Annotated in this window: 10 protein-coding genes; 4 read left to right on the forward strand and 6 right to left on the reverse strand. The window is 71.3% G+C overall.

What is annotated here, in order from left to right; all coding sequences use genetic code 11:
- Together D7Y13_RS28120 and D7Y13_RS28125 are read right to left on the reverse strand one after the other, a co-directional pair.
- Positions 1 to 1,664 (reverse strand): chemotaxis protein CheA (locus D7Y13_RS28120; RefSeq protein ID WP_147452507.1); only part of this gene is annotated, 1,664 nt, incomplete at its 3' end.
- A 173-nt stretch (positions 1,665 to 1,837) separates the two neighbouring features.
- Positions 1,838 to 2,752: a PAS and helix-turn-helix domain-containing protein gene (locus D7Y13_RS28125; RefSeq protein ID WP_120536769.1), complete on the reverse strand. Its 915-nt coding sequence runs from the start codon at positions 2,750 to 2,752 to the stop codon at positions 1,838 to 1,840.
- A gap of 422 nt (positions 2,753 to 3,174) precedes the next feature.
- On the opposite strand from D7Y13_RS28125, the gene D7Y13_RS28130 reads away from it, so the two are divergent.
- The 3 genes from D7Y13_RS28130 to D7Y13_RS28140 are packed head-to-tail and all read left to right on the forward strand — an operon-like array spanning position 3,175 to position 4,851.
- A complete protein-coding gene (locus tag D7Y13_RS28130; protein ID WP_120583900.1) occupies positions 3,175 to 4,233 on the forward strand; it encodes a DUF72 domain-containing protein in 1,059 nt (352 codons plus the stop codon).
- A gap of 38 nt (positions 4,234 to 4,271) precedes the next feature.
- Entirely contained in the window at positions 4,272 to 4,580 is a 309-nt protein-coding gene (locus D7Y13_RS28135; RefSeq protein ID WP_120583899.1) for a hypothetical protein, read from the forward strand.
- Entirely contained in the window at positions 4,519 to 4,851 is a 333-nt protein-coding gene (locus D7Y13_RS28140; RefSeq protein ID WP_120583898.1) for a Smr/MutS family protein, read from the forward strand. The genes D7Y13_RS28135 and D7Y13_RS28140 overlap by 62 nt, the downstream gene beginning before the upstream one ends.
- Positions 4,852 to 4,855: 4 nt before the next feature.
- On the opposite strand, the gene D7Y13_RS28145 is transcribed toward D7Y13_RS28140, so the two are convergent.
- From D7Y13_RS28145 to D7Y13_RS28160, 4 genes are all read right to left on the reverse strand, one after another.
- Positions 4,856 to 7,603, reverse strand: coding sequence for an SNF2-related protein (locus D7Y13_RS28145; RefSeq protein WP_120536765.1), 2,748 nt, complete (start codon positions 7,601 to 7,603; stop codon positions 4,856 to 4,858).
- A gap of 253 nt (positions 7,604 to 7,856) precedes the next feature.
- Positions 7,857 to 9,185: a DUF58 domain-containing protein gene (locus D7Y13_RS28150; RefSeq protein WP_120583897.1), complete on the reverse strand. Its 1,329-nt coding sequence runs from the start codon at positions 9,183 to 9,185 to the stop codon at positions 7,857 to 7,859.
- Positions 9,182 to 10,117 carry an AAA family ATPase gene (locus D7Y13_RS28155; RefSeq protein ID WP_120536763.1) on the reverse strand — a complete coding sequence of 312 codons (936 nt, stop codon included), beginning with the start codon at positions 10,115 to 10,117 and terminating at the stop codon, positions 9,182 to 9,184. The genes D7Y13_RS28150 and D7Y13_RS28155 overlap by 4 nt, the downstream gene beginning before the upstream one ends.
- Before the next feature lie 72 nt (positions 10,118 to 10,189).
- Complete coding sequence (locus D7Y13_RS28160; RefSeq protein ID WP_120583896.1) at positions 10,190 to 11,173, reverse strand: hypothetical protein; 984 nt, start codon at positions 11,171 to 11,173, stop codon at positions 10,190 to 10,192.
- 59 nt (positions 11,174 to 11,232) lie between these two features.
- On the opposite strand from D7Y13_RS28160, the gene D7Y13_RS28165 reads away from it, so the two are divergent.
- The coding region (locus tag D7Y13_RS28165; RefSeq protein WP_120630824.1) for a HEAT repeat domain-containing protein at positions 11,233 to 13,142 on the forward strand (1,910 nt) is incomplete at its 3' end.

Below are 13,142 nucleotides of genomic sequence, written 5' to 3' on the forward strand. Positions count from 1 at the left end.
ACATGGGTGGGGGCCTCGCTGACGGCGCCCACGCGGCGGCCCAGGCCCATCGCGTCCAGGATGAGCGCCACGCGCCCGTCGCCCAGCACCGTCGCGCCCGCGTAGCAGGCCAGCCCCTTGAGGTGCTTCCACAGCGGCTTGACGACGATCTCCTCGGTGTCGTGGATGGCGTCCACCCACAGCCCGAAGGTGCGCTCACCGGCCTGCAACACGACGATGGTGGCGCCCTCGTCCAGCTTCGGCGCGGCGGGCCCCACGCCCAGCTCCGAGGCGAGCACCACGAGCGGCAGCAATTCCCCGCGAAGCCGCAGCACGGAGGCGTCCTGGAGGCGGGTGATGTCGCGCCGGGCCTGGTCGGGCTCCAGCCACACCACCTCGCGCAGGCTCGCCTGGGGCAGCGCGTACCGGTCACCCCGGCAGGTGACGAGCAGCGCGGGGATGATGGCCAGCGTGAGGGGAATCTTCAGCGTGAACGTGGTGCCCTGGCCCTGGCGGCTGTGCACCTCCACGGTGCCGCCAATGCGCTCCACCTGCGTGCGCACGACGTCCATGCCCACGCCGCGCCCGGACAGCGACGTGACGCGCTCCGCGGTGCTGAAGCCCGGCATGAAGATGAGCATTCGCGCCTCCAGGTCCGACATCCGCGCGGACTGGTCGGCCGTCACCAGGCCCCGCTGCACCGCGACCTGCCGCACGCGCTGCACGTCGATGCCCGCGCCGTCGTCGGACATCCCCAGGTGCACGAGCCCGCCCTCGTGCGACGCGCTCAGAGTCACGCACCCCATGGGCGGCTTGCCCCGCTGCACGCGCTGCTCGGGCGTCTCCACGCCGTGGTCCACGGCGTTGCGCAGCAGGTGCGTGAGCGGATCATGCAGCGCCTCCACCAGCGTCTTGTCCAGCTCCGTGTCCGCGCCCTGGAGGACCAGCCGCACCTGCTTGCCGCACCCGAGCGCCAGCTCGCGCACGAGCCGGGGGAAGCGGTTCCACACCTGACCCACCGACTGGAGCCGCGTCTTCATCACCACCTGCTGCACCTGCGTGGTGACGACATCCAGGCGCTGCGACGCGGTGACGAGGTCGGCGCCCGGCGTGGGGCCCGCCGCGCACTGGAGGATGCGGTTGCGCGCCAGCACCAGCTCGCCCATCAGGTTCATCAACCGGTCCAGCAGCGCCACGTCCACCCGCAGCTTGGAGTCCACGCCGGTGGAGGAGCCGCGCCAGGGCAGGATGCCCGGCACGGGCGGGGCCTCCGGAGCCTCCAGCGGTACGGACGCGGCCGCCGCGCCCGCCAGCCGGGCATGCAGCGCGGAGTGGTCCGCCGCGGGCTCCATGCCCGTCGCCTCGATGTGTTCCAGCGCACCGCGCGCCACGTCCGCGAGGGCCAGCAGCGTGGACACGCGCTCGCGGTCGAGCGTGAGCCGCTTGTCGCGCGCCAGCCCGAGCAGCTCCTCGGCGGCGTGCATCAGCCCCTCCAGGCGGGTGAAGCCCAGGAAGCCGCAGGTGCCCTTCACGGTGTGCAGGCTCCGGAACAGCTGCGCCAGCAGGGCCTGGGAGCCCGGCTGCGCCTCCAATTCCAACACCGTCGCCTCGACGCTCTGCACGTGCTCGCGGGACTCAAGCAGGAACTCCCGCATCACGTCGTCCCAGCCCGGAGTGTCACTCACGGACGGAGCGCCCTTTGCGCGAAGGCGCGCACGACGGGCGTCTGGATGAATGGTTGCTGCCTGGCGCTGCCCATGGGCAACGGCCCCCCCGACCCGCAGGACACCGGAGTCGAGTCGACAGCATGTCTCAATGTCAGAAACGCGAAAGCTGTCCCGCGGGGAAGGTGCCCTGGTCAGAAGAACAGGCGAAGCAGGTCAAACCGTGTTTCCGCGCCCAGCTTCCGCAACAGATTGGCCTGATGGAATTTTACGGTGCGCTCGGTAATCCCGAGCACCGTCGAGATGTCGATGGGGGAGCGTCCAAGCGCGAGGTAACGCAAGACATCGCCTTCGCGCTCCGACAGGCGCGCGGCCTGCGCCAGCCTTCGCACCTTCGCCTCGAAGAGGCCGGTGAGCGTGGTGTCACCAATCGTGTGCACGCTGATCCGCGCGGTGCCGGCGCTCGTCGGGGTGGCGGTGACGACCTCGAAGCCCTCGCCGGCGGCGGAGGCCTGCCTGACGATGGTGTGGGGCCAGGACGTGGGGGACACCGCGGTCAGCGGACAGTCCTGGCAGGGCGTGTCGCGGTGGGCGAACGCGCCGAAGCACGGGCGTCCCACCATGTCGTCGTGCTCCACGTGGTCCGCGCGCCAGACCGCCTTGAGCGTCCCGAACGTCGACAGCTCGGTGGAGATTTCATAGCTCAGGTCCCGCCCCTGGCCGGGTTCCCCATGGGCCACGGCACGCCGAGGCATGGGAAGGGGAGGCCCGGCGCGGGTGACGATGCAGACGAGCCGCAGCGGGGGCCGGCCCACGGCCACGACATCCAATTCCACCGACAGACGCTCTCCCTCGCGCGTGAGCACCTCGGTCTCCAGCCGGTGTTCCGCGCTGGTGAAGACCGCGCGCAGCGCCTGTCCCACCTCCTGGCCCAGCTCTCGCGGCGTACACACGTCCGTCCAGCGACGGCCCAGCAACTCCTCGCGGGGGCGTCCCAGGAGCGAGGTCAGCGCTCCATTGGCCAGCTCGATCCGGCCCCGCCTGTCCATCACGACGATGGGGCGCCCGTCCCGCTCCGCCAGCAGGGATGCCGTCAATGACCAGTCCATGGTGACCCCCCGCCCGTTGCAACCCCAATCCACTTTTCCAGTGGAATGAAGGGCTTCAAAGGTTTCATGAGCTTACCGCGAAACGACAGGCTTCGCAGGAGGGGGGAGGACGTGTGTTGACCCACCCACCCTCCAGGTTGTCCGCCCGCCGGGCCTTGCGCGCAGGGCCAATCCCAGACATCCGCCGTGGCTCTCTGGACAGAGCGCGTCTGGCTTGGAAGCGCTCACGGCGTAGGACATGGGAGCCAGCGCCTGGAGGCGGGGACCCGTCCCCTGGCCTTCTCCGAGGGGGGCCGGCTGCCTGCTGGGCGTGCCGGAAACCTGGAACGTCACCTGGATTCGAGGCAACCTCCTGCATTGTGTGGCCTTCGGGATTACTCCCAGGGACTGACCCGGACCTCCGTAGGAAGGGAGCTGACTGCATGAGTGCCTCGCGACGACCCGCCCAGTTCGACCTCTTCACCGGGGCGCTGGAGGAAGCCCCCGTGTCGTCCCGCCGGCGCACCCAGCCGCTGGCCCCGGCCCCGGTGTCCGACGACTTGCGGCTGCTGGGCGAGCAGCTTCCCCAGGGCGTCTACCTGGGCACGTCCTCGTGGACCTTCCCGGGGTGGACGGGGCTCGTCTACGACCACGAGGCCAGCACCACGCAGCTCGCCAAGGAGGGCCTGGGCGCCTACGCGCACCACCCGGTGCTGCGCACGGTGGGCATCGACCGGACGTTCTACGCCCCCGTGCCCGCCGCCGCCTTCGCCGAGTACGCCCAGCAGGTGCCGGACAGCTTCCGCTTCCTCGTGAAGGCCCACGAGGCCTGCACGCTGGCGCGCTTCCCCGTGCACGAGCGCTACGGCGCGCACCGCGGGCAGGTGAATGACCGCTTCCTCCAGGCCGCCTACGCGATGGACCACGTGGTGGGGCCCTTCCTGGAGGGCCTGGGCGACAAGGCCGGCCCGCTCGTCTTCCAGTTCCCCCCGCAGGACCCGGCCTCGCTCGGCGGCCCGGCGCGCTTCGTGGAACGGCTGCACGCCTTCTTCCGCGCGCTGCCCAAAGGCCCGCTGTACGCGGTGGAGGTGCGCAATGAGGAGTTGCTGACGGAGGGCTTCGCCCAGGCGCTCGCGGACACCGGCGTCAGCCCCGTGCTCGCGGTCTGGGCCCACATGCCGCCCGTCGCGCGTCAGGCGAAGCTCACGCGTGCCTTCGAGTCCCGCGCCGTGGTGGTGCGCTGGATGCTGCCGCCCAACCTGGGCTACGAGGAGGCGCGCGCCCGCTACGCCCCCTTCAACAAGTTGGTGGACGAAGATGTCGGCACCCGCGACGTGCTGGCCCGGGTGTGCATGGCAGCGGTGCGGCGCGAGCGGCCCGTCTTCGTGACCATCAACAACAAGGCGGAAGGCAGCGCTCCCCTGTCCGCCATCCGGCTCGCGGAACGCGTCGTGTCACACAAGGAGGAGGGCGGGCAGCGAAGCGCTGCTCACGCGACATGACTTGCGCGCGAGCACGCCGCTTGCTTACGTGAAAGCCCATGAAGGCGATGACCCTGGCTGTCCTGCTGATGCACATGACTTCCGCCGGCGGTGCCGGCGCGGAGGAGAAGCGGGCAGGCAAGCATGCGAAGGACGCGGGGGGCGAACCGCGGCAGGGCGCGGTGAAGACGGAGATCACCTCCCTCAAGGGGGAGATCACCAGCCTCAAGGAAGAGTTCCGGATCGCGCGCGAAAAGCAGCGTCTGGCGGCTGAAGAGAAGAAGCGCCAGGAGGAGGCTCGCTACGGTGTCCCGGCGAAAACCACCCCTGTCCCTGCCTCCGGAGGGGCCGGAGCCCCCGCCCGATGAGGGCGAGGCGGTAGAAATTCCGGTCGATGGCAACCTCGACCTGCACCTCTTCCAGCCCCGTGAGGTGAAGGAACTCGTCACCGAGTACCTCTGGGCGTGCCGGCAGAAGGGCGTGCTCGACGTGCGCATCATCCACGGCAAGGGCACGGGCGCGCTGCGGCGCACCGTGCAGGCCCTGCTGCCCACGCTGCCGGAGGTGGAAAGCTTCCGGAGCGCCTCGGAAGGCGACGGAGGCTGGGGCGCGACGTGGGTGCGGCTCAAGCCGCTCTAACCTGTCAGGACAGCCAGAAGTACGCGGAGGCGATGAGGGTGCGCTTCTCCGTCACGCGCCCCTTCTGGGCCAGCTCCGCCATCTGCCGGTCCTTGGACGCGTAGCGCTTCTCCTCCTCGTTGCGCAGCGACGCCAGCTTGCGCCGGTACTCGCGCTCCATCCGGTCCGAGTGCGCCCGCGCCTTCGCGCGCTCCGCGGTGTCTTCCACGCCCGCGACTTCCTTGCGCGCGTCGATCCACGTCTGCCGCGCGGCCTCCACCACCTCGCGCGACTCCATCAGGCAGTCCTCGACGTAGCGGTCCGCGCGCTCGCGGGCCTTGTCCAGCTCCAGGGCATTGCGGCGCTCGGCGGCCCGGATCAGCTCATCCTTGGCCGTCATCAGCGACTGCTCTTGCATGAGCTGCACGGACACCGGCGCGGGCTGCCGGCGCTTCTCTTCCTTGGCCTCGAGCTTCGTGAAGTGGACACCGTCCGTCAGCGGCAGGGCCCGGAAGCCGCCGTCGCGGTCCTTCACCAGCACCAGGTGCACCAGCTTCTCTTCGGGCTTGAGGCCGGTGATCTCGAACTTGTAGGCGAACCACCAGCCCTCGCAGCCGGCGAGCCGCGCCAGCCGGGACGGAAGGCTCGCCGCGTCCAGTTGCAGGTAGCTGACGGCGTCCTGGGTGCGGTCGCGCACGGCGTAGGCGGCCTTGGCCACCTGGAGCCGTCCGGAGGTGCGGCTGCCCAGCACGGAGCCGGTGAGGGCGCGCGCCTCCTGCTGGCGGCGGGCCACCACCTCCTTGGCCTGGTCTCCGGCCACGCGCAGCCGGCGGCGCACGTCGCCGTCGAAGCGCTCCAGCACCGCGGACTTCATCTCCGTCATGCGCTGGGTGATGGCGCCTTCCAGCTCCTCGCGCAGCTTGTCGAAGGCGATGTTGATGTCGGCCGGGTTGCGGCAGGACTGGTAGATGTCCAGCACGCGCCGCTCGAAGTCGACGCCGCTCTCCAGCGCGCCCAGGATTTCATCCGACGCGCCGAAGACGCCGTCGAAGAGGTTGAGCTTCTTCTCCAGCAGCTCGAACAGGCGCGCATCCGCCGCGTTCTGCCGGTTGAGGAAGTTCACCACCAGCACGTCGCGCTGCTGGCCATAGCGATGGCAGCGGCCGATTCTCTGCTCCACGCGCTGCGGGTTCCAGGGCAGGTCGTAGTTCACGACCAGGTTGCAGAACTGGAGGTTCAAGCCTTCCGCGCCGGCCTCCGTGCAGATGAGGATCTGCGTGCGGTTGCGGAAGTCATCCACCAGCGCCTTGCGCTCCTCGGGCGTGCTGCCCGAGTCCCCGGACAGGAGTGAAATCTTGTCCTGGTAGCCATGCTCCGACAGCAGGTTGAACAGGTACTGCTGCGTGCGCTTGGACTCGGTGAAGATGAGCGCCTTCTCCGGCCAGCTGTGCGTGCGCATCACCGCGAAGGTGCGATCCAAAGCGCGCTTGAGCGCCTCACCCTTGGCGTTGATCCGGATGGAGTCCGCGAGGTCCGCGTACTGCCGCAGCTCCCAGACCTCCTGCTCCAGCGTGCGCACGGCGGGGGCCTTGGCGGGGTCGTCGGACCACTCCTCGCCTTCCTCCACGAACTGCTTGGCCTCTTCCGGCTCGAAGAGCGCCAGGGCCTGCTGTCCCAGCCGCGCCGCTTCCAGGCGCTTCTGGAGGTTCTCCGACAGCTTTCGCAGCGTGGGCGCGATGGCGAACGTGGAGGAGGCCAGCAGCTTGCGGTAGCACAGCGTCAGCAGCGTCTTCTTGCCGGGCTCGATGGCCGCCACTTCGGAGCGCTGGAGGTACTCGCTGACCTTCTCGTAGAGGTCGTGCTCCTCGGGGGACGGGTTGAAGTCCTCCACGATGCTGCGCCGGTTCGTGTAGCGCACGTACTCGCGCACCTGACGGCGCAGCGTGCGCTGTACCACCGGGGCCAGTCGCTCCTTGAGTTCGCAGGCGGCGGCCTCCGTCATGCCGCCGCCTTCATCCGCGCGGTAGCGGCTGCGGAAGGCGTGCTCGGGCCCCAATATCTGCTCGTCCAGGAGCGACATCAGGCCGAACAGCTCCATCAGGTTGTTCTGGAGCGGCGTGGCGGTGAGCAGCAGCTTGGGCCGGCCCGCGAGTCCCGCGCGCAGCGCCTGTCCCATCTTGTTGTTGGGCCGGTGCGCGTTCCGCAGCCGGTGGGCCTCGTCGATGATGACCAGATCCCACGGAATCTCCGCCAGCAGGTTCACGCGGTTGGCGGCGAACGGGTGCGAGCAGATGACGGGGAAGGGCTGATCGAAGCAGTTGTTGTGGGCGCGCACGTGGCGGCCGTCCACCAGCACGCTGTCCAGGTCGAACTTCTCGCGAAGCTCCGCGTTCCACTGCGCGCGCAGCACGGCGGGCGCCAGGATGAGGATGCGGTTCTTGCCCTCCGCCATGAGCTGGGCCACGACGAGGCCCGCCTCGATGGTCTTCCCCAGGCCCACCTCGTCCGCGAGCATGCAGCCGCCGCGCGACAGGGCGTCCATCGCGAACATCGCGGCTTCGACCTGGTGGGGGTTCAGGTCCACCTTCGCTTCGGACAGGGCGTTGGCCAGCCGCTGCTGCGTGTCACCGCTGCGCGCGAGCAGCTCCTCCGCCAGCAGCCGCTCGTGGAAGGGCGTCAGCGCCGCCGCGACCAGTTCTTCCGCGGCCCGGGCCGCGACAGCCGCGGCGTCCGCCTCCACCTGCACCCTCAAACCCCTCGCGACCTCCGCCAAGTCCCGCCTCCCATCCGTGGTTTGAAGCGCTCGCGCACGTGCGCGGACGATTGAGGCGCGCCATTCTCTTGAGCGATCCGCATCTGTAAAGGGGGTCCTCCGCGAGGCCGAAAACTCGGCCTCCGCGCGATTGGCAAGGACGCTGTTCGGCGGAGCGTTTTCGCGCGCGCTCACGCGTGCGGTGAAATGTTCCGATGCATGTCCAAAGGTCTTGACGAATGCGTCTGGCGCGCTCCACGAACACGCGCGTGTTTCAGAGCCGTCCGCGCGCCTTCACGTCCAGGTACATGTTGAGCGCCGCGGCCCCGAAAGCGCGTGCCGGCGCGCGCACCACCAGGGCTCCCGCGTCGCGCAGCGTGGTGGCGGTGCGGCGGTATTCGGCCTCCATGCGCTGCGCGGCCTGTCGCGCGTAGGCGGCGGTCGCGTCGCCGGGCACGTCGGTGGCGGCGGCCTCCAGGTCCTCGTCCAGGAGCGACGCGACGACGGGCAGGTGCCGGGGCCGCAGGGCCAGCGTGCGGGTGAGGAGCGTGGCGGAGGCGTCCGGGTCCACCAGGTCGGTGAAGAGCACCACCAGCGCGCGGCGCGTCTGGCGCGCGAAGGCGAAGTCGAACGCGCGGCCGTAGTCGCTCTCCTCCAGGCCGGCCTCGGCGCGGTAGAGGGACTCGGTGATGAGGCGCAGGTGTTCTGCTCCCTTGCGCGGGGGCAGGAAGGCGCGCACGTCGCTGGCGAAGGCCACGACGCCCACCACGTCCCCCGCGTCCAGGCTCACGCGCGCGAGTCGCAGCGCCGCGTCCACCGCGTGGTCCAGCTTGCGGCGCCCCTGCACCCGGCCCGCCATGTGACGGCCGCAGTCCAGGAGCAGCAGCACCGGCTGGTGGCGCTCCGGCTGCCACGTGCGCACCAGCGTGTGGCCGTGGCGCGCGGAGGACTTCCAGTCGATGTGGCGGAAGTCGTCGCCGGGGCGGTACTCGCGCAGGGATTCGAACTCGCGCCCCTCCATGGCCTTGCGGCGCTGCGTGCGGGCGGACACGGCCTCCGACGCCCGCGCCAGCGTCAGCGCTTCGCGCGAGAGGGCGCTCAGGTCCGGATACACCTTCACGTCCCGGGACGCGGGCAGGCGCACCTGCCGCGAGCACAGGCCCAGCGGCCCCGACAGGCGCAGGTGCACGTCGCCAAAGCGCGCATCGCCCCGGGAGGGAGGGCGCACGCGGTACGTGAGGCGCGTGGAGAGCGCTCCGGCTTCCAGCGTGAAGGGCTGCCGGTGGCCGTGGCTCTCCACGTCCAGGGGCGGCTCGTCGCGCAGCTCTCCGCGCACGGGGGTGTCGGTGCGCGCGTGCAGCACCCAGCGCACGGGGTTGTCCACGCCGGAGGAGAGGATGGGCTCCACCTCCCGGTGCGCTTCGAGGTCAGCGGCGCGGGGCGCGCGGGCGAAGTCCACCGCGCACAGGAGGAGGACGGCCACGTCCACCGTGAGCGCCAGCCACCCGAAGGCGGGGCTCGCCACCGCGAGCGCCGCGGGCACGAGCGCCCCGGCGAACAGCGCCACGGCGAGGCCGGTGGGGACGGGACGCCCGAGGCTCACCGGGGCACTCGCACCCGTTCGAGCATCTGCCGGAGGACGTCGTCCGCGGTGACGCCCTCCACCTCCGCCTCGGCCTTGAGCAGGAGGCGGTGGTTGAGGACGCTCTGGGCCACGGCCTTCACGTCGTCCGGGGTGACGAAGTCGGTGCCCTTGAGCGCCGCGTGCGCCTTGGACGCCGCGAGCAGGGCCTGCGCCGCGCGGGGGCTGGCGCCCAGTCGCACGCGCGGGTGGGCGCGGGTGTCGCGCACCAGCTGCACGACGTACTGGAGGATGGAGTCGTCGCACGCGACGCGGGCCGCGCGGTCCTGCAGCTCCGTCAGCGTGGCCGCGTCCAGCACGCGTGAGACACCGGGAGGCTTGCCCTCGCGCTGGTGGTAGGCGCGCAGCAGCGACGTCTCCGAGTCCGCGTCCGGATAGCCCACGCGCACGCGCATGAGGAAGCGATCCAACTGGGCCTCGGGGAGGGGATAGGTGCCCTCCAGCTCCAGCGGGTTCTGCGTGGCGACGACGAAGAAGTGCGGCGGCAACGGGTGGGTGACGCCGTCGATGGTGACCTGCCGCTCCTCCATGGCCTCCAGCAGCGCCGCCTGCGTCTTGGGCGGGGTGCGGTTGATCTCATCCGCGACCAGGACCTCCGTGAAGACGGGGCCCTTCATCAGGCGGAAGGACTGGGACTGGGGCTGGAAGATGTTGGTGCCCAGGATGTCCGCGGGCATCAGGTCCGGCGTGAACTGCACGCGGGAGAAGGACAGGCCCAGGGCGCCGGCCATGCTGCGTGCGGTGAGCGTCTTGGCGACGCCGGGCACGCCCTCCAGCAGCACGTGGCCCCGCGCGAGGAAGGCCGTCACCAGGTCGGCCAGGACGCGGGGCTGGCCCACGACGGCCGAGCCCAGCGCATCGAGGAGGCGGGAGAGGGGCGTGGCGTCGGACATGGTGGCCGGCGACGGTAGCCCGCCTCCCGGCCGGCACGGCAGCGAAATCCTCGCCGCCGGGCCGTGCGACGGCTACTCCGCCGGGCGCCGCAATCCCATCAGGCTTCCGAGCAGCGCCACCACCGCGCCGAGCACGCCCAGGAAACAGCCGATGCTCGGTGAAGAATTCATCATCTCCGAGTTGCCGAGCGGTGACGGCACCAGCGTGGTGTCCGAGGAGATCTTCAGGAAGATGAGCGACCAGACGAGGCAGATGACGCTGCTCGCCGTCTGTGCGCCCCACGGCAGCATGGGGTTCACCCACGCCATGACGTTGCGCACGCGGATGCCGATGAAGACCATGGTCGACACGGCGAAGAGGAACGAGATGAAGCCCAGGCTGATGAGGCCCAGGAAGTCACCGTCCGCGGCCGTCTCCTTCCACGGCATGAAGCAGGAGAGCACCACCAACGCCGCGCCCCAGAAGGCGATGCGATCCGAGCCCTCCAGCTCCCCCAGGAAGTTGCGCGCGTCCGCGAGCAGGACCTCGGGGTCCTCGATGGGCGAGCGGCTGGAGTCCCGGCTGTCGCGGGCCCAGGGATCGGGTGAGCCCCCGTCGGAATCGAGGTCGTCCTCGTCGCGGGGCACGGGCGCTGGTGCTCGGCGGGCGGCGGTGCTGCGCCCGGGCGCGGCCTTCGCGGCGGGCCCGCTGCGGGTGGGCGGACGCTGCGCGCGCTCCTTGGCGATGTCGTCCATGCTCCGCACGTTGGTGGAGTCATCACCCGCGGGCGGCGTCGCGGCCTTGACGCCCGGCTTGGAGCGCGTCGGTGCGGGACGTGCGCGCGGCACCGGCGCGGAGGGACGCGCCTTGGGCTGCGGCCCGACCCCGGTGCTCTCGTCACCCCCGGACTCTTCCTCGGCACCCGCGAGGAAGGACTTGTCGATGATGTAGTCGCATTCGGGGCAGATGGCGGTGTCGTCCGCGACCTTGCTCTTGCAGCCTGGGCAGTTCAGGGCCGGTGCTCCGGGAGGGGGGAACGGCCCGGCATCTTCCCGGCCCTCGCGCGCGGCTGTCAAACCCGTTCAGCGCCATAACCCCTGGATTTTCGCGGGGAATTGACCTACCCCCTCCGGACATGGCCCGCTTGCCCGCCGCCGTGTCCACTGGCCTCCTCCTGTTGACCACGTGTGTGCGCGTGGTGCCGCCATCCGACGTGGGAGGGCGGCCGGACCGGGTCCTGGAGCGGATCGCGGACTGGGAGGATCGCCGCTCGCTGGGAGGAGGCGAACTCGTGCGGCTCGCCACGTCGGCCCCGGACGCGGTGATTCGCGGCCGAGCGCTGCGTGCACTCGGACGCATCCAGGACGTGAGGACGCTGGACGCGGTGCGGGTCGGGCTGACGGCGCCGGACGCGACGGTGCGTGACGAAGCGGCCTTCGCGGCAGGGGAGCTGGCGTTGTCGTGGGAGCCCCTTCCGGAGGCTGCCCGGATGGCGCTGAGCGAATCGCTGACGATGGCCGAATCCACCGAGGCCGAGCCCACGGTGCGGATCACGCTGCTGGAGTCGCTGGGAAAGCTGGCCACGCCCGGCGCGGTGGAGGTCCTGACCGCGCGCCTGTCGCCGCCCGACGGTGCGTGGGCCGGGCCCGCGGCGAAGGCCCTGGGCGTGGCGGCGCGCAAGGCCGGAGGACCGCTGGTGGCCCAGGTCCCCCTGGCGACGATGGTGGCGCTGACGGAGTCCGCGCGTCCCCAGGCGGTGCGCTACGGCGGGGCGTACCTGCTGGCGACGGCGAAGCGTCCGGAGGCGGTGCCCGCGCTTCGAGGCTGCGCGGGCGATGTGGATCCGGACGTGCGGGCCCTCTGCGTGAAGGGGCTGGGGGACGTGGGTGGAGCGGCTGACGTCCCGGTGTTGGCGCCGGTGCTCGCGGATGCCGCACCCCGGGTGGCGGCGGAGGCGGCGCGCGCGTTGGCGAAGTGGGCGGCGAAGTGCCAGGCCGAGGAGGGACCCCAGTGTCCTCCGCTGGTCGCGCTGGCCACGCTCGTGCCCCAGGTGAAGCAGGTGGCATCAGGAAACGCGGCCCGGGGGCATCCACTGCTGGCGGTGGCGCAGCAGGGCCTGCCGGTGAGCGCTCAGCCCCTGTGGATCAACCTCCGGCGCGCGCTGGCGGAGGCCGACCGCGTCGCCACGTCCGAGGAAGCACACGCGGATCTCGCGTGGCTGGACTGCCGGGTCGCGGCGGCGATGGACCGTCAGACCGGCGAACTGACGCAGGTGCAAGGGTGCGGCTTCGGCCGCGTGTCCGAACCCCGGCGGCTGTCCCTGGGCCTGCACGAAGTGGCGAAGTTCACCCCGGTGCTCGCGGCTGCCTCGGCGCCGAACAAGGGTGCCCCGGTGTCCGCTGCTGCATCGCCGCCGAACACCGCATCCCCGACGCCCGGAGCAGCCTTCGCGGTGCCGCTGCTGGACCACGCCAGTCCCCTGGTGCGAGGCGCGGCGCTGGACGCGCTGTCCGAACGTCCGGTGCCGGAAGCCAAAGCGCCAGTCCGAGCCCTCATCGCGGGAGACGACGCGGTGGTGGCGGCGCTCGCCGCGTCCACGGCGGGCAAGCTGCAGGACACCGAAGCACTGCCCGCGGTGGAGGCCCTGGCGGCGAGGGTGCCCCGGGAGCCGGACCTCGCGGAGTCGGTGGCGGGCGCGCTCGTCGCGTTGCAGGGAAGGGCGGCCGAACCCCGCCTGCGCGAGTGGCTCCACCACCCGCACGCGAACGTGCGCCGCGTCGCGGCCGAATCCCTCACGGCGCTGACGGGCGCCCCGGTGCGCTCCGCCAACGTGGAGCTGCCCAAGGACACGTACCGGCCACCGGCCGCGCCGCCGGGCACGACGCTCACGCTGCGCACGCGCAAGGGCGACATCACCGTCCTGCTGGAGCGCGACGCGCCGCTCACGGGCGGCAACCTGGTGGCGCTCGCGAAGCAGGGCTACTTCCGGGGCATCACCTTCCACCGCGTGGTGCCGGACTTCGTCGCGCAGGGTGGGGATCCACG

It is taken from the genome of Corallococcus praedator (assembly GCF_003612125.1).
Classification (GTDB): domain Bacteria; phylum Myxococcota; class Myxococcia; order Myxococcales; family Myxococcaceae; genus Corallococcus; species Corallococcus praedator.

What these genes read in the sequence shown, in the direction of transcription:
- D7Y13_RS28155 (WP_120536763.1), bottom strand. Translation starts at nt 10,117, where the DNA reads ATGTCCGACGCCACGCCCCTCTCCCGCCTCCTCGATGCGCTGGGCTCG.
- D7Y13_RS28130 (WP_120583900.1), top strand. Translation starts at nt 3,175, where the DNA reads ATGAGTGCCTCGCGACGACCCGCCCAGTTCGACCTCTTCACCGGGGCG.
- D7Y13_RS28135 (WP_120583899.1), top strand. Translation starts at nt 4,272, where the DNA reads ATGAAGGCGATGACCCTGGCTGTCCTGCTGATGCACATGACTTCCGCC.
- D7Y13_RS28125 (WP_120536769.1), bottom strand. Translation starts at nt 2,752, where the DNA reads ATGGACTGGTCATTGACGGCATCCCTGCTGGCGGAGCGGGACGGGCGC.